We start from the raw sequence: 15,880 nt of genomic DNA on the forward strand, positions 1-15,880 counted from the left end.
TGCTTGTCTTGCGCTTGGAGCAGGTTTTGATTAAAGAGTTTATATTTTAAAAGGGACTGCCTCAGACGGTCCCTTTTTTAGTGGAAATTTCTCTTATTTAACCCCCAGGCTTATTGACGGAGGTCATCTAAAATAGCCTTGGCGTTTTGCCGATCCATATGTTTGGCTTTTTGTAAGGCTTGACTGACCTGGTCGACTTCAGCGCCCTGGGCACCTACAGCGATAGCCAGCGATCGGGCTTGTAGTGACATGTGCCCCGCTTGGATGCCTTCAATGACCAGCGCCCTCAGTGCTGCTAGGTTTTGAGCCAAACCGAGGGCAGCTACAATCTTCATTAAGTCCCTAGCACTGGGCTGGTCGAGTAAATGATGGACGACTTTAGCAGCAGGGTGAATTTTGATTGATCCACCGACACTTCCTAAGGCCAAGGGGAGGGTGATCTCTCCAGCTAATAGGCCCTGATCTTCAAGGTAGTCCCATTGGGCCAGGCCCCGGTATTGTCCGGATTGGCTGGCATAGGCGTGACAGGCTGCCTCCACCGCCCGCCAGTCGTTACCGCTAGCGATGACTAGGGCATCGACACCATTCATAATCCCTTTATTGTGGGTAGTGGCCCGGTAAGGATCGACTTGGGCGAGTTGGCTAGCTTGACTAATCCGCTTAGCTACTTTCTTAGGATCTTGACCAGGCTTAGCCAATGCCTCAATAGGGATTTGACAAGTGGCCTTAGCCAGACATTGGGTAGCTAAGTTGCTTAAAATAGCCATTAATTTTTCTAGACGGGGTAGTGACTCATCCTTTTGACTAAGTGCTTCAATGTGACTGGCTAAGGATTCCAGCATGGTATTCATCATATTGGCGCCCATGGCTTCTTGGGTATCTACCGTCATATAGACCACAAAAAATGGCTCATCTGCCTTGGGATAGTAGGCTGTTTCTAACTGGCGTACACCTCCGCCCCGTCGGCTGAGACTGGGATGGGCCTGGTTGGCTAACTGGATGAGTTCGTCTCGGTGGTCTTTGATGTAAGTGGCCCAGATTTCAGCTTGCTTGGCTTGGTCTAAGCCTAAGAAGACCATTTGCCCTGTCATTTGCCGGTTCAAGACCTCGCTATGGAAGCCGCCGCCTGCCTTAGCCATTTTAGCGGCGTAACTGGCTGCTGCGATGACACTAGGTTCTTCGATTGCCATGGGAACTAAGTAGTCTTTTTGGTTGATAACAAAGTTCATAGCCAGTCCCAGGGGTAGGAAATAAGTTCCAATGAGATTTTCAACCATCTTATCTGCCAAGTCTAGGGGCAAGCCCTGGTTATTCTTGAGATAGTCCTTTTCTTCATCACTAATAAAGTGGAGCTCATTTAAGCGGGCCAGGCGTTCCTCTAGGGGGAGGCGGTAGAAGCCCTGTAAATTCACTTGAGTCATGATAACCTCCTAAGTGCTTTGTTTATAAGTGAAGGGGTAAGCTTTATTACTTTTTCATAAAAAAAGAAGTTGGGGATTACTTCCAACTTCTAGTTTATGGGGCATTACTGCATTAATCAATAGTAAGTCGATATTAATGGTCGATGCAATAGAGATTATCATCGACTATTTGATCGTCAGTTAAGAGGACAAAAACTTGCCGAAATTCATCAAAATCTATCCGGTTGTCATTGCCTAATATGCTGAGGGCCTGTGTTGTGACATGGATTTGACCGATATGCGTTTCAAGGACCTCATCAAAGTTTTCAAAAGTAGGCGCATTGGTTTGTAAGACCAAACTCCGATAGGCTCTGTGGCTGGTATGACCTGTTTCATCGGAGGTTGTTAGGCAAATATTATGGAAACGATCTAAGTTTTGTAACTGTTGTATGGCTTTCTGGGTGAAAAATAACTTCATGGCATATCCTCCTCACAACAACTCTTATAAGGATGATTATATCAGAATTCGTGAGCAGTTTAGTCGGAAAAGCCTAAAAATAATTTTTAAAACGTTTTCATACTTCACCAGTCGCTACTGAGAAAACGGAGACAGTCGGGGAGGTGTTTGGCCCAGTAATATTCATTATGCTCTTCATCCACATAGATGTTGAAGTCAATATTTTCTACTGGAATCCCTCCTGCGATAAGCAAAGCTTGGTAGTGGAGGGAAGCGTCGATATAGGCTTGGGCCATATTGCCTTGGATAAAGAGACGATCGGTATCATCGCCTTCTTTGCTGCCGACTTGGAGGTAGATTTTTTGCTCGGGGTCTAAGCTTTGTGACTTGAGATAGCGATCAAAGGGTTCTTGAACGATCCATTGGGCTAGGGAAAAAATCCCCAAGCGGCCAATCTGATCGGCATACTTAATTCCCATATAGGCGGTAATATTGGCCCCAAAAGAAGACCCAATCATGGCCGTATGGTTTTTATCGGTTTTAGTCCGATAGGTCTGGTCGATAAAGGGTTTAACCACCTTCATAATGAAGTCACTAAAATCATTGCCTAAACCCCCCAAGGGCCTTGCCTTAGGGTCACTAGGATTTTCAAAGCTCCAAGCATTATAATCATCCGAGCGAGTTTGAGGGTCATTGTCGATCCCGACCACAATCATCTTGGCTAAATCGGGATTACGCTTGAGGGTAGGGATGACCTTCCAGGAATAGCCTAGGAAGGACTCCTTACTATAAAAGACATTTTGTCCGTCATGCATGTAAACAACTGGATAGGACGCGGATTCCTGCTGGTAATTTTTAGGGAGTAGGACTCGCACCCGCCGCTTCTTGCCGGAATAGGGCAAGCTTAAGTAGTGGGTTTTCATTTTTAGATAATAATAATCGGCATTGAACATGATTTACCTCCGCTTAATGTGCTACTAGCATACTTGACCCAGGGGGATTAAGCAAGCGCAATCCCCCTGAAGGTGCTCAAGGTTAAGAAATAATTGCAGACTTCACAATATTTCGCTACAATGATGTGTAGAATAAAGGATAAGGGGGAGATGCCTTGGCAACAGAAGTCGAGCTTCTCAACGAAGCAGAAATGAAGCGCGCCTTAACGCGAATGAGCTATGAGATTTTGGAGCGCAACCATGGTACCGCTAATTTAGCCATCGTAGGGATTAAAACCCGCGGAGCAATTATTGCTAACCGGATTAAGGACCGCATCAACCAGTTAGAAGAGGCTGATGTCTTTTATGGGGAATTGGATGTTCGTGCTTACCGTGATGACCTCGACCAGGAAAAGGATCAGTTGGTCAAAGACTTATCCCAGTTGGACTTTGATGTGAATGGTAAACACATCTTTATCTGTGATGATGTCCTCATGACTGGTCGGACCATTCGGGCGACGATGGATGCCTTGATGGATCATGGGCGTCCAAGCAAGATCTCTTTAGTCACACTTATTGACCGGGGCCACCGGGAATTACCGATTCGTGCTGATATTGTTGGTAAAAACATTCCCACTTCCCGGCAAGAGAAAATTCGGGTGAAGATGCGGGAACTCGACAGTAAGGATGCAGTATATATAATTAAATAGTTGCTACTAGGGGAGCCTTTATGGCTGAGATGTATTTTACAGACCCTTTGAACTTGAGACTAGGTAATACTAGCGGAAGAAAGTGCACAAAAACAGGTAAGAGGCATTTTCTCTTACCTGTTTTTTGCTAGGAAAGGACTTTATAATTATGGGACAAAGTAAACAAGTAAGAGTTTTATTAGAAGTTGCTATGGTAGCGGTCTTGGCTTATTTATTAGGTCTATTACCGACCACCAATGGAGTAGGTATTGGGGTAAACTTAGGGGTTATTCCCATTTATTTGATCTCTTTAAGACGTGGGATAAAGAGCGGTTTTGCTGCCGGTTTCCTGTTTGGGCTTTTGCAATTAATCACTGGTCAAGCCACCATTCTAACCCCTTTCCAAGTTTTCCTTGAATACTTCTTCGCCTTTATGTTAGCAGGCTTAACGGGACTCTTAGCTAGTCGGGTCAAGAAAGCAGGGCTAGAAGGAGATAAAAAAGGGCTTTGGATCGGTATCTTTTCAGCGACCTTTATTGGGATGGTGGCCCAATACTTTATCCATTGGTATGCCGGCTATGCCTTCTGGTCTTCTTATGCCCCAGAAGGGATGAATGCTTGGTGGTATACGACCATTGTCAATGTACCTACCGGTTTCTTTACCTGGCTAGTAGGGGCTTTAGTGGTGGCTTTATTATTTAATAATGCCCCCAGGCTCTTAAATCCAGAAGATTAAAGAGCAATTTTAACAATTGCTTAGATGGAATTATTGTTCTGAGACGTCCTTTGAGAGGGCGTCTTTTTATTGACTGAGACTGATTTTTTGACAAAAAGAAAGATTTTATGGAATTGTTGGCGCGCAAACACTTTAATAAGAAAGCGTTTGCTATAATATTTTGTGAAAAGGATAACTAAAGTTAAAGCCTAGCTGAAAGCTTTCTCTCTTTTTTTAGTTAAGTATGTGAAGTTATGAACTATATTTTTTACCCAAAGTGAGAAGGCTATAACGACCAATAAGTAATAGAGGATTTAAGAAAAATATTGGAAAGGAGTGTTCAATGTGTTTGTTCTTCGTTTCTTACTGGCAATGCTTATTGCTTATTTTGCCGGAGAACTGGCTAAGAAAATCAAATTCCCAGCCATCATTGGTTGGTTGATTGTGGCCATGTTTCTCGGAGAGCACGGGCTAAACCTTTTAAGCCCTGAACTAATTTCAACCAAGGTCTATCAATCACTGATGGTACTTATGCAAATTCTAGTGGGGTCGATGGTGGGCTATAAGTTAGTTTACCGTGACATCAAGGATTCCATCAGTAAAGTCTTCGCCATGGGAATATCTGACCTGGTGGTAACCTTTGCAGTGGTGACGGGATCTTTTGCCCTTATTCTTCACCTCTTAGGTCTACCCATCATTGCTGCCTTACTCTTTGGGGGGATCGCTATTGCGACTGCACCGGCACCTCCAGTCTCAGTGGTGGAACAGTATGATTGTTCCGGCCCCTTATCTGATTCAGTGCCATCGATGACGGCTTTTAACTCAGTGATGGTTAACATTGTCTTCTTCCCCCTAGTATCGATTATTGGAGCGGTCTTAAACGAAAGTTCCACTTCCGTCTTGGGCTCATTACTGATTATGATCTTAGCTCCGATTCTCTTGGGTGGGGTAATCGGACTGGTCGCAGGGAAATTAGTAGGAAAAGGCGCTTCCAAACAGCAAAGCTTCCTTATCTATTTGTTCTCCATGCTAGTCATTTATGCCTTAGATAATTATTTGAACTGGCATGTCTTCACTGAAACTCAGATGATGTCCTTATTAGCCGGGATCGCGGGCTCATGCGCCTTTATGAACGTGGTGGATCCTGAGAAAGTACCGAGCTTGCAAATGGATCTCGGCCCAGTTCACTCTTATGCCTTAATGATTTTCATTGTCAACCTATCGATTCACCTGAATCCAGCAGCCCTATTTGACGGTGGCATGCTAATGGTGGCCTATATCTTGATTAGGGCTTTAGGCAAATACTTGGGTTGTTATCTGGGTGCCAAAATCAGTCATGCCCCCAAGGTCGTTGAAAAGTATATGGGAATCATTATGATGCCTCACTCGGGGGTCTCGATTATGTTTGCTGGGATTGCTGCCTATAATTTGATGGGGGTTTACCCTGAGTTAGCTAATCTCTTACAGATCACAATTTCAGCCGCTGCCCTAATCATTGAAATTATTTCTCTCCCCCTAGCCGGCATGGTTTATCGAAAACTCGGCGAAGCGGGCAAGGAGAAAGAAAAATTGGCAAGGCAAGAAGACTTACTGCCTAGCTAAGTGATGAAACGAAGCGGACATGACTCAACTTGTATTAAAATAAAAGGAGCAAACCAACCATATTGAAAGACACAGGGGGATGGGAAAATGTCAACATCATTTATTGACTACTGTCTCAACCATGAGAAAGTCATTAATCACACCCGCCAGGAAAGCTATAAAAAGGGCGATGTGATTGAGACCATTGGAACACGGATTACTGAAATTGGCATTGTCGATAAAGGTTTACTCAAAACAGTGAATTATTCGGCAGAGGGTAAGGAATTAAATACCACACTCTTCTTTACCAATTCAATCCTATTGGAATACCTTTATTTTAACGAGAATTTAAACTATACCTATGATTTAGTGGTCTTACGGGCCACTACCGTTACCTGGATACCGGCAAAATTATTTAAAGCCATCGTTTTTGAAGACAGCTTGGGTATGGAACTCTATGTCCACCACTTGATTGAGCGGGGCTTAGAATCCCAGCGGATCATTTCCTGCTTGAACTATCCTACTATTCGTGAACGGATTTGTTACTGGATTGCCTCCAAGAATTCTCTAGAAATTGGGCGGAGCGACATAAAGCCCGACATGGAACTACCCTTCACCCAAGAAATTTTTGCCAAGTTAATCAAGGTCAGCCGGTCCAGTTTAAACCAAGAATTACACCATATGGAAGAAGAGGGCTTCTTTAAAATGACACGGAAGGCCTTAACCCATATTAATCAAGAGAAGATTTGGGATAACCTGTAAAGGAGTTGATGTCAAAAAATATTCATAACTCATGCGATGGCGTTAAGCCTTATAACTAGTCTTTAACGTCTCCATCATCAATTAGCTATCAAACATTAAATAAAGGAGTGTTGAGATGATAAAAGAATACCAACAAGGTGATTTTAAAGCTGAAATTGCTGAGGGCAATGTTTTGGTCGATTTCTATTCGAAGACCTGTGGCCCTTGTAAAATGTTAAGTTTTATCTTAGAGGATATCGATAAAAGCCATGGGGATGACCTGACTATTCTTAAAGTGAGTTTTGAAGAAAATACTGACATCGTGGAAGAATATGGCGTCGAAGGCTATCCAACCTTAGTTTATTTTAAAGACGGTAATGAAATTACCCGTAAAGCGGGCTTACAACAAAAACCAGTGATTGAAAAAATGTTAGAGGAGGAATAATCATGACAGAAACTGCAACTTATACCTATAAAGAACACTTGATTGAAAAGCAAAGAAAAGCTGAAGAAGCCATGTTAGAGGAGTTTCACTTGGGAGACTATACTCTTGACAATCCTTTAGTGAAATACAATGCCTACCTCATTAACCCTTTATCCGCAGTGGTCCTCTTTAAGACCGAAGAACCTACAGCCATTACTGTTCGCGTCCTAGGTAAGACTGAAGAAGCCGACATCTTCCAAACCTTCCCAGTAGGTACTGAACATGTACTTCCGATTGTGGGACTTTACCCTGAATATGAAAACAAGGTGGAAATCTATCCTTACCAAACTCCTTCCAAGAAACATACCGTAACTATTCCAGTGGGCCAAGTGGAAGGTACCGACCTAGTCAACTCGATTGAAACCACCCCTGAGTACATGCAAGACAACATTATGTTCCTCTGCCCAGCTAACTATGCCTTAGCCATTGCGGTAGACTATGCGGGTGACGTGCGTTTGAAATTAGATGTGCCTATGGTCTGGGACGTTAAGGTGCTAGACAATGGCCACTTGCTCATGTCCAGTGACCGTTTGACCTCTATGCCTTACTTTATGAGTGGGATGTATGAATTCTCAGCAGTAGGTAAGATTTATACCGAATACCGGGTACCTACTGGTTTCCACCACGACTGTTGTGTCTTACCAAATGGCGATATCATTGCCCTAACCTGTAACCATGAAAATAGCACCGTAGAAGACCAATTAGTGGTAGTGGATAAGGATACCGGGGTGGTTAAACGGACCATTAACTATATTGACTTCTTAAAACCTGGCGCTCAAAAATCTGGTTCCTGGTCAGAAGAAGACTGGTTCCATAACAATGCTGTCTGGTATGACAAACATACCAACTCCTTAACCTTATCTGGTCGTCATGTGAATGCTATGGTGAATATTGACTTCGATACCGAAGAAATTAACTGGATTATTTCTGATCCCGATGGCTGGCCAGAAGAATATCATAAATATCTCTTCACTCCAGTGGGTGATGGAGAATTTGACTGGCAATATGAACAACACGCTAACTTGATTACTCCTGATGGCGACGTGATGTGCTTTGACAACCACCACTACGGGGCTCAAGATCCAGACAAGTACTTAACACCAGAAGAATCCTATTCACGTGGGGTCCGTTACAAGATCGATACCGAAACCATGGAAATTGAACAAGTCTGGCAATATGGTAAAGAACGTGGTTACGAATTCTTCTCACCATATATCTGTAATGTGGTTTACTATAATGAAGACCACTACCTCATTCATTCCGGCGGTATTGCTTATGACGGCCAAGGTAATCCATCTAAAGAATTAGGGCCATTTGCTATGCAAGAAGATCCTGATGCTAAATTAGAATCCATTACCGTTGAGTGGAACCATGGCGTTAAGGAATATGAATTAAGCGTGCGTTCTAACTACTACCGGGCTGAGAAATTCCCATTATATTCTAAGAAGGGTGGGGAATATGACTTACAATTAGGCGCTGGACGTGTTCTCGGTTACTTAGGTGAAACCGCGCAAATGGACTATGACATCCCAGCTGAAGAAGTCAATGAACCCGTTCCTGAAAAGGTTGACGTTCGTCTAACCGATGAAGAAGATATGTTTACCTTTGAAGCCATGTTTGAAAAAGGCCAATTGGTCATGTTAGTCCTTGAAGGCGAAGAAGATACCCGTCGTTACTTCATTTCAACCGCTAAGGGGCATCGCGGAGCTATGTGTGCCGGAACCTTCCTACCTAAGGATGACCGCGAAACCCGTACTGTGGTCACCAAATACGGCTTTGATAAGGGAGATTACAAGGTCAAATTAATCATCGATGACAAGAAATATGATACTGGCCTAACCATTAAGGGTTAAAGAAAGACATTTTAAATTTCTTTAAAAAAATTTGGACAAATTAACCAAACTATGGTCTAATAAAATAGCTACCTCGGAAGCCTTTTCCGTTATAAGAAGCGACTTCTGAGGTGCTTTTATTATTTTAAGGAGGAAGATATGGACATTTTAAAAAAGAAGAGCTTTTGGCTCTCATTTATTCTGTTATTATTAGTATCATTATTCGCTAAATGGCTATCAGGCTTCCCTGGCTTATCCTTAATTGGTCACTTAGTGATTGCCTTAATTATTGGGATGGTTTTACAAGCATCTGGTCAATTAAAGGGGATCGCCAAGGGGGGATCAGGCTTTATCTCTAACAAGTTCTTACGTTTAGGGATTATCTTGATGGGCTTCCGCCTCAACCTGGAAGTGCTGGCTCAACACGGTGTCAAGACCATTACCCTAGCTATTGTGGTCATCGCCTTCACGATTGGGCTAATTTATAGCCTGGCTAAGGCTGCAGGGATTGAACGTAAATTATCCCTCTTATCAGCTTCAGGGTGTGGGATCTGTGGGGCAGCTGCTGTCCTTGGTCTATCACCCATTATTGAAACCGATGAGGACGATGAGGTTATTTCTGTTGCCGTAGTCGCTATTCTAGGGACCATCTTTACCTTGATTATGGTACTCTTACGGCCAATCATGGGTTTAACCGATGTTCAGTTTGGAGTCCTAGCTGGTGGCTCATTACATGAGATCGCCCATGCTGTCGCTGCTGGGGCCGCGGGTGGAGCTGCTTCAGAAAATATTGCCGTGATTGTTAAGTTGTCACGGGTATTAATGCTAGCGCCGGTTTCCTTGATTTTCTCTTATATTGCTAGTCGTCGGAGTGATGGCAATAGTCATGCCAAGATTCAATGGCCATGGTTCATGTTAGGTTTCATTATTTCTTCGGCCATTGGGACCTACGCTGGTCTATCAGAAGCTATTGTGGGTCACTTAGTTGACTTAGCCTATATTCTCTTAGGGATGGCAATGGCTGCTTTAGGGGTAAATGTGAACTTTAAAGTGGTCTTTGAAAAGGGACAAAAAGTCTTTGCAGTTTGCTTCGCCGGCTCAGTAGCTCTCTTTGCCCTTGTCTTTGTTGCGGCTAAAATGTTCTTCTAGTCAAATAGAGTAAAAGAAAAACGCAAGTCCATTCGGGCTTGCGTTTTTGTATGAAGTGGTTATTCTGCGTCAGAATCTTTTTCGCCGATTACTTCAGGTTCAGCGGCTACAGCTGGTTCTGCATCTTCTTCAGGTTCGTCATCTGGAGCGCTGACTGATACGATAACTTCTTCTGGGTCGGTAATTAATTCAGCTTCTTCCATACCTTCGAATTTAACTTCGCCGGCAGTAACGCTGTCATTAATGTCTAAGCCGCTAACATCCACAGTGAAGTATTCTGGCGCTTTAGCAGGGTCAATACGTAGGGTAACTTCGTAGACGTTGATGGCTGCCACACCAGCAGGGTTAGCTAGCTTCTCTTCGCCAACGATAGATACAGGAACGTTAACCTCAAGTTTTTCACCTTTCTTGATTGCTTGTAAGCTAATGTTATAAACGATTGGCTTAATAGCTGCGCGAGAAATTTCACGTAAGAAAACGGTACGGCTTCCTTGTCCTTCAATTTCTAATTCGAAAACTGAGTTAGTCCCTAAGTCACGTTCAATTTTTTCCACGTCTGGGCGTTCCATTGAAATTTTGATAGGGTCTAGGTCACTAGCATACACGACACCTGGAACTAAGTCTTCACGGCGTAAAGCCTTTGAAGCGGATGTTCCTGCAGCATCACGCGTTTTTGCTACAAATTTCATCATTCTACCTCCTGATTATTACTTTTATGAATTCTTTGAATTCCTAAAAACTACTCAATTATAGCACAAAGGGCCATAATAGATCAAGAATCCATAGTTTTTCAATTTCTATTTAACCATAAAAAGGCCAAGAGTTGTAGTGTTTTTGAAAAATATTTCTTGTAATTCGCTTTTTGCTTGTCTAGAGAATAAAAGAAGGACTTCTAGTTTTTAATCCCTAGTGGACCAACTCAAGGCCTAAGTATGGTAAAATAACGGCAATAATATCTGCTTACCTAGGAGGTTATCCATGTTATACACCAGTACGAGAAATAGTCAGCTTTCTGTTCGGTCAACAGAGGCAATTTTGCAAGGCCTAGCGCCTGATGGGGGGCTTTATGTTCCTAAATCGATTCCTCATTATCAAGGGGATTGGGAGACGATGAGCAAGTTGTCCTACCAGGAACTAGCCTTTCAAATTTTAAGCCTCTATTTTGATGATTTTCCTGAGGACATTTTACAGACCTGTATCCAAGCCGCCTATGATGAAAAATTTGATGATGACCGCATTGCACCGGTAGTTGGTTTATCCGATCATTATCTCTTGGAACTTTTCCATGGGCCGACGATTGCCTTTAAGGACATGGCCTTATCCTTACTCCCTCACTTAATGAAGGCTGCCCAAAAAGTCTTGGGTCGCGATGAAGAAATTATCATTTTAACCGCGACTTCAGGAGACACCGGTAAGGCCGCTATGGCTGGTTTTGAAGACGTGACTGGGACTAAGATCATTGTCTTCTATCCTAAGGGCGGGGTTTCCAGCATTCAGGAAAAACAAATGCTGACCCAAAAAGGAGACAACACCTATGTCTTTGGGGTCAAAGGAAACTTTGATGACGCTCAAAGTAAGGTCAAGGAGCTTTTCAATGATAAGGACTTAGCAGCGGAACTTCAAGCCAACCATAGCCAATTTTCTTCTGCTAATTCCATGAATATCGGTCGCTTGTTCCCTCAAGTGGTTTACTATTTCTATGCCTATGGGCAATTACTGAAACAGGGCGCGATTCAAGCAGGGGACTTGGTCAACTTTACGGTGCCAACCGGGAATTTTGGAAATATATTGGCTGGCTACTATGCTAAGCAAATGGGCCTACCGATTGACCGCTTAGTCTGTGCCTCAAACGACAATACCGTCCTCTATGACTTCTTCAATAGCGGGACTTATGACCGCCGTCGTCCTTTTAAATTGACCATCTCTCCTTCGATGGATATTTTGGTCTCCAGTAACCTGGAACGGCTCTTGTATTACGCCGTGGGTCAGGATAGTCAAGCGGTCAAAGACTTGATGGCTGCATTACAGGATGAAGGTCACTACCAATTAGGTCAAGAAGTGCAAGCGGCCTTTGATAGCTTTATTGGAGCCTATAGTGATGAAGCTGAAACTAGAGCAGAAATTAAGCGCGTTTACCAAGAGGACCACTACCTCATGGATCCCCATACGGCCGTGGCTTCCGCCTGCCTAGGCAAGGTGAAGGACCAGTTAGCGGGGGAAAGTATTGTGGTATCGACCGCCAGTCCCTTTAAATTCCCCGCTGCCGTTTTGGAATCAATCGATAAGGGCGACAGTCATTTAAGTGACTTAGAACTCTTAGAGGCAGTGCAAGCGGCCAATGGTTTGGACTATCCCCAAGCAATCCAAGCCATCCTTGAAGCGGACAGCCGGCCTGAACGGGTAATTGAAGTGGAGGAAATGGAAACAGTGGTAAGAGAGATTGCCAAAGGATAGGAGATTAAGGTGTTAGAAAATAAACAAATCGTTGTGATCGTGACCGGTGGAATTGCTGCTTACAAGGCGCCAGACTTTGTGCGTCTATTGATCAAGTCCGGCGCTGAAGTCAGGGTAGTGATGACTGAGGCAGCTGAACAATTTGTCCGCCCCTTTACTTTCGAGGTCTTAACCAAGTACCCCGTCCTAACTGACCAGGGAGATTATCCTGAAAGTATCGGTCACATTCATTTAGCTGACTGGGCTGACCTGGTGGTTGTCCTCCCAGCTACCGCTAACACCCTAGCCAAGGCGAGCTTGGGTTTAGGGGATAATGAGGCAACTGCTACCTTATTAGCCATGGATTGTCCGCGGATTTTTGTTCCAGCCATGAATAGTAAAATGTGGGAAAATCTGGCTACGGTTAATAATGTTAACAACATAAGAAAAGGCGGAGATATTGTTATCGAACCGGCTAGTGGCTTTTTGGCGGAAGGCTATGAAGGGAAAGGGAGGATGCCTGAACCCATTGAGGTCTTGCAAGCAATTAAAGCTTTAGTGGCTTTGGACAAGGCCTTCAATGGTCAAGTAAAGAATATCCTTAAGACCAGCCCCTTTAAAGGGAAGAAGATCGCCGTATCCGCTGGAGGTACTCAAGAAGCTATTGATCCCGTACGCTTTATTGGTAACCATTCCTCAGGGAAAATGGGCTTGGCCTTAGCCCATGTGGCTTTACTCTTAGGAGCCGAAGTCACTTTAGTGATGACCCCAACGGCCCGAGATTTGCCCCATCTCCCTGCCATTCAAACCCGTCAGGTCAAAGACGCTCGCCAGCTCTACCAAGTCATGCACGAACTGAACGAGGCTAGTGATATCATTATCATGGCGGCAGCGGTTTCAGACTATCGGGTCGAGACGCCTAGCCCCGAGAAGATCAAGAAAAATAAAGACACTGACCAGGACCACTTGCAAATTAACCTGGTAGAGAATCCTGATATTCTCAAGAGCCTTTCCCAGGAAGGGACTTTCTTGGTAGGCTTTGCCGCTGAAACCAACCACGTGCTCGACTATGCCAAGAAGAAATTAGCTGCCAAGGGCATCGATATGATTGTAGCTAATGACGTGAGTCAACAAGCTATCGGTTTCTCTAGTGAAGACAATGCCGTCACCATCATCAGTCAAAAGGGGGCAAAAACCTTACCTCAAGCCGATAAAATGATGATTGCTGCTGGAATTTTTGCTCAAATTGCTCAAGAATTGAATCCATAAGAAAAAGGACTTAGCTCTAAGCCAGGAAATGGCTGCTAGCTAGGTCCTTTTTTTCTTGATCAGGGGATCAAGGCTTAAAACTCGTCACCTAAAAGATAGGTGTGCTCACCTAAGGAGTAGGGATCGTTTTTATTAATTCTTTCATAGTAGAGGTGACCGTCGAGGTGGTCGATTTCGTGTTGCAAGACGATAGCAGGATAGCCCTTGAAACGTTTCTTAAAGTGATTGCCTTCTAAATCATCGTAAGTGATGGTGATTCGAGCGTAGCGGGGCACATAGCCGGACACGTCATCATCGACTGAGAGGCAGCCTTCGCCCTCTCTGAGGCAGACTTTTTCTACGGAATGACTAATGATCTTTGGATTGACCATAACCCCTTCTAAGATAATCTCTTCATCGGAATCAGGATCTTCGATATTAGGAACCAAAAGGGCAATCATCTTTTCGCCGATGCCTACTTGAGGGGCGGCGAGACCAACACCAGCGCGGAGACCAAGTTCAGGGCCCTTTTCTTCATCTTGACTATTATACAGGTATTCCATCATATCGTGAGCGGCTTGTTTTTGCGTTTCATTTAAGGGAAAAGTGATGGTGTCTGCTTCACGGTGTAAAACTGGATTACCATCACGGGTTATGTCATCCATTAAGTACATACAGCTTATCCTCCATTAATTATCTTATATTTTAATTCATTTTCTCAAATTACAGCAAATAAGTCAAAAGGATCTCGCCGTTTTTTAAGGCCATAAATCATCGAATCAGAACAATAAATGTATCCCTTAATTAATAAAATTTTCACAAGGTAAGCGCTTTCCTGATCGAACTATAACAGTGTTATAACAGTTGCAAACACCTGTATTATTTTTGAAAATGGCTTTATATAAGTACTTTAGCCAGACTTTTAGGAAAGCAATCAGGGCGTACATGTTAACGTTTACACAAATAAAGCAACTGTTCTAATATAGAAAGTTAGGATTTGGGCCTCAATTGTTTGAATTCGCTTCCTTTCCATGATAAATTAGTGAAGTGAAGGGTGAATAAGCCAATGCCAAGGCATGGCAAAATATTTTCTTTACAGAAAGGAATGTGTACAGATGGCAAAACAACCAGTAGATTATCAAGCACAACTTGCTGGTATTGACGAACAGTTCCAAATGGTTCGTATACTAGACGAGGAAGGGAAAGTCGTTAACCCTGACATTATGCCAGATTTAACTGACGACCAACTTGTAGAAATAATGAAACGGATGGTCTTTTCAAGAACCTTACACGAACGCTCAATGGCACTTGCTCGCCAAGGACGTTTAGGTTTCTATGCGCCAACTTATGGACAAGAAGCTTCCCAAATGGCTAGCTCCTATGCCTTTGAACAAGATGACTGGCTATTCCCAGGTTACCGTGATATTCCACAATTAGTGGCTAAGGGATTACCAGTAGACAAGGCCTTCCATTGGTCTCGTGGACACGTCGAAGGAAATAATTATCCAGAAGACTTCCATGCAATGCCTCCACAAATTATTATTGGGGCTCAACTTATCCAAGGTATGGGTAATGCTGTTGGTCAAAAACTAAATGGCTCTAAGAATGTCACCTACACCTACACCGGTGATGGTGGTTCAAGTCAAGGGGACTCATATGAAGCTTGGAACTATGCTGGTCGCTATAAAGCACCAATTGTTTTCTTCATTCAAAACAATGGTTTTGCGATTTCCACCCCACGTCAAAAACAATCAGCGGCTAAATCCTTAGCACAAAAAGCCGTTGCAGCTGGTATGCCAGGTGTTCAAGTGGACGGTAACGATGCCTTAGCAGTTTATGCAGTTGCTAAACAAGCACGTGAATGGGCTGCAGCAGGTAACGGACCAGTCTTAATTGAAACCATTACCAACCGCCTCGGCGCTCACTCCACTTCCGGTGACGATCCTAAGATTTATCGTACCGATGAAGATATCCAAAGCTGGACCAGTCGTGAACCACTGATTCGTTTCCGTGCATATCTAGAAGAAAAAGGTTTATGGGACGAACAAACTGAAAGCGACTATGTCGAAAGCGTTAAAGAAGAAGTTCAAGCAGCCATCAAGAAAGCTGAAGCTGCGCCTAAGCAAAAAGTTTCTGACTTCTTGAAGAACATGTTCGAAGAACCAGGACAAAACATTAAAGAACAAATTGAAAAATATGAAGCGAAGGAGAGTGAATAA

15 protein-coding genes and 1 riboswitch are annotated in these 15,880 nt (G+C 43.6%); of the genes, 10 read left to right on the forward strand and 5 right to left on the reverse strand.

Annotation, left to right across the window (positions count from 1 at the left end):
• Nucleotides 1-110: 110 nt before the first annotated feature.
• The 3 genes from AWM73_RS01860 to AWM73_RS01870 all read right to left on the reverse strand — a co-directional run bounded on the left by AWM73_RS01860 (nucleotide 111) and on the right by AWM73_RS01870 (nucleotide 2,810).
• Nucleotides 111-1,421, reverse strand: coding sequence for a hydroxymethylglutaryl-CoA reductase, degradative (locus AWM73_RS01860; protein ID WP_060777829.1), 1,311 nt, complete (start codon nucleotides 1,419-1,421; stop codon nucleotides 111-113).
• A 133-nt stretch (nucleotides 1,422-1,554) separates the two neighbouring features.
• Nucleotides 1,555-1,878, reverse strand: coding sequence for an iron-sulfur cluster biosynthesis family protein (locus AWM73_RS01865; protein WP_060777830.1), 324 nt, complete (start codon nucleotides 1,876-1,878; stop codon nucleotides 1,555-1,557).
• 104 nt (nucleotides 1,879-1,982) lie between these two features.
• Nucleotides 1,983-2,810: an alpha/beta hydrolase gene (locus AWM73_RS01870; protein WP_060777831.1), complete on the reverse strand. Its 828-nt coding sequence runs from the start codon at nucleotides 2,808-2,810 to the stop codon at nucleotides 1,983-1,985.
• A gap of 155 nt (nucleotides 2,811-2,965) precedes the next feature.
• On the opposite strand from AWM73_RS01870, the gene pyrR reads away from it, so the two are divergent.
• The 7 genes from pyrR (at nucleotide 2,966) to AWM73_RS01905 (ending at nucleotide 9,980) form a co-directional block, all read left to right on the forward strand.
• A complete protein-coding gene (pyrR, locus tag AWM73_RS01875; protein WP_255204084.1) occupies nucleotides 2,966-3,499 on the forward strand; it encodes a bifunctional pyr operon transcriptional regulator/uracil phosphoribosyltransferase PyrR in 534 nt (177 codons plus the stop codon).
• Nucleotides 3,498-3,597, forward strand: a riboswitch (TPP riboswitch). (Overlaps the previous gene by 2 nt.)
• Nucleotides 3,598-3,647: 50 nt before the next feature.
• Nucleotides 3,648-4,214, forward strand: a complete 567-nt coding sequence (gene thiT / locus AWM73_RS01880) for an energy-coupled thiamine transporter ThiT (RefSeq protein WP_060777832.1) — start codon at nucleotides 3,648-3,650, stop codon at nucleotides 4,212-4,214.
• A 324-nt stretch (nucleotides 4,215-4,538) separates the two neighbouring features.
• On the forward strand, nucleotides 4,539-5,795 hold the full coding sequence (locus AWM73_RS01885; protein ID WP_060777833.1) for a cation:proton antiporter: 1,257 nt from the start codon (nucleotides 4,539-4,541) through the stop codon (nucleotides 5,793-5,795).
• An 87-nt stretch (nucleotides 5,796-5,882) separates the two neighbouring features.
• The gene (locus AWM73_RS01890; protein WP_060777834.1) at nucleotides 5,883-6,536 is read left to right on the forward strand and encodes a Crp/Fnr family transcriptional regulator; all 654 of its coding nucleotides are present in this window, start codon (nucleotides 5,883-5,885) and stop codon (nucleotides 6,534-6,536) included.
• A gap of 115 nt (nucleotides 6,537-6,651) precedes the next feature.
• Nucleotides 6,652-6,960 (forward strand): thioredoxin family protein, encoded by a 309-nt coding sequence (locus AWM73_RS01895; RefSeq protein ID WP_060777835.1) that lies wholly within the window; start codon nucleotides 6,652-6,654, stop codon nucleotides 6,958-6,960.
• A gap of 2 nt (nucleotides 6,961-6,962) precedes the next feature.
• Nucleotides 6,963-8,852, forward strand: coding sequence for an aryl-sulfate sulfotransferase (locus tag AWM73_RS01900; RefSeq protein ID WP_060777836.1), 1,890 nt, complete (start codon nucleotides 6,963-6,965; stop codon nucleotides 8,850-8,852).
• 138 nt (nucleotides 8,853-8,990) lie between these two features.
• Nucleotides 8,991-9,980, forward strand: a complete 990-nt coding sequence (locus AWM73_RS01905) for a YeiH family protein (protein WP_060777837.1) — start codon at nucleotides 8,991-8,993, stop codon at nucleotides 9,978-9,980.
• A gap of 59 nt (nucleotides 9,981-10,039) precedes the next feature.
• On the opposite strand, the gene AWM73_RS01910 is transcribed toward AWM73_RS01905, so the two are convergent.
• Nucleotides 10,040-10,669 carry a 50S ribosomal protein L25 gene (locus AWM73_RS01910; protein ID WP_060777838.1) on the reverse strand — a complete coding sequence of 210 codons (630 nt, stop codon included), beginning with the start codon at nucleotides 10,667-10,669 and terminating at the stop codon, nucleotides 10,040-10,042.
• A gap of 289 nt (nucleotides 10,670-10,958) precedes the next feature.
• On the opposite strand from AWM73_RS01910, the gene thrC reads away from it, so the two are divergent.
• Both thrC and coaBC read left to right on the forward strand, forming a co-directional pair.
• On the forward strand, nucleotides 10,959-12,434 hold the full coding sequence (gene thrC, locus AWM73_RS01915) for a threonine synthase (RefSeq protein WP_060777839.1): 1,476 nt from the start codon (nucleotides 10,959-10,961) through the stop codon (nucleotides 12,432-12,434).
• Nucleotides 12,435-12,443: 9 nt separating this feature from the next.
• Nucleotides 12,444-13,682, forward strand: a complete 1,239-nt coding sequence (gene coaBC, locus AWM73_RS01920) for a bifunctional phosphopantothenoylcysteine decarboxylase/phosphopantothenate--cysteine ligase CoaBC (protein ID WP_060777840.1) — start codon at nucleotides 12,444-12,446, stop codon at nucleotides 13,680-13,682.
• 74 nt (nucleotides 13,683-13,756) lie between these two features.
• Here coaBC and def read toward each other — a convergent pair whose 3' ends face one another.
• A complete protein-coding gene (gene def, locus AWM73_RS01925) occupies nucleotides 13,757-14,335 on the reverse strand; it encodes a peptide deformylase (protein WP_060777841.1) in 579 nt (192 codons plus the stop codon).
• 441 nt (nucleotides 14,336-14,776) lie between these two features.
• On the opposite strand from def, the gene pdhA reads away from it, so the two are divergent.
• Nucleotides 14,777-15,880, forward strand: a complete 1,104-nt coding sequence (gene pdhA / locus AWM73_RS01930) for a pyruvate dehydrogenase (acetyl-transferring) E1 component subunit alpha (RefSeq protein ID WP_060777842.1) — start codon at nucleotides 14,777-14,779, stop codon at nucleotides 15,878-15,880.

This window comes from Aerococcus urinae, from assembly GCF_001543175.1.
In the GTDB taxonomy this organism is placed as follows: Bacteria; Bacillota; Bacilli; order Lactobacillales; family Aerococcaceae; genus Aerococcus; species Aerococcus urinae.

What these genes read in the sequence shown, in the direction of transcription:
- AWM73_RS01910 (WP_060777838.1), bottom strand. Translation starts at nt 10,669, where the DNA reads ATGAAATTTGTAGCAAAAACGCGTGATGCTGCAGGAACATCCGCTTCA.
- thiT (WP_060777832.1), top strand. Translation starts at nt 3,648, where the DNA reads ATGGGACAAAGTAAACAAGTAAGAGTTTTATTAGAAGTTGCTATGGTA.
- pdhA (WP_060777842.1), top strand. Translation starts at nt 14,777, where the DNA reads ATGGCAAAACAACCAGTAGATTATCAAGCACAACTTGCTGGTATTGAC.
- AWM73_RS01870 (WP_060777831.1), bottom strand. Translation starts at nt 2,810, where the DNA reads ATGTTCAATGCCGATTATTATTATCTAAAAATGAAAACCCACTACTTA.
- AWM73_RS01905 (WP_060777837.1), top strand. Translation starts at nt 8,991, where the DNA reads ATGGACATTTTAAAAAAGAAGAGCTTTTGGCTCTCATTTATTCTGTTA.
- AWM73_RS01900 (WP_060777836.1), top strand. Translation starts at nt 6,963, where the DNA reads ATGACAGAAACTGCAACTTATACCTATAAAGAACACTTGATTGAAAAG.
- def (WP_060777841.1), bottom strand. Translation starts at nt 14,335, where the DNA reads ATGTACTTAATGGATGACATAACCCGTGATGGTAATCCAGTTTTACAC.
- AWM73_RS01895 (WP_060777835.1), top strand. Translation starts at nt 6,652, where the DNA reads ATGATAAAAGAATACCAACAAGGTGATTTTAAAGCTGAAATTGCTGAG.
- AWM73_RS01865 (WP_060777830.1), bottom strand. Translation starts at nt 1,878, where the DNA reads ATGAAGTTATTTTTCACCCAGAAAGCCATACAACAGTTACAAAACTTA.
- AWM73_RS01890 (WP_060777834.1), top strand. Translation starts at nt 5,883, where the DNA reads ATGTCAACATCATTTATTGACTACTGTCTCAACCATGAGAAAGTCATT.
- thrC (WP_060777839.1), top strand. Translation starts at nt 10,959, where the DNA reads ATGTTATACACCAGTACGAGAAATAGTCAGCTTTCTGTTCGGTCAACA.
- AWM73_RS01860 (WP_060777829.1), bottom strand. Translation starts at nt 1,421, where the DNA reads ATGACTCAAGTGAATTTACAGGGCTTCTACCGCCTCCCCCTAGAGGAA.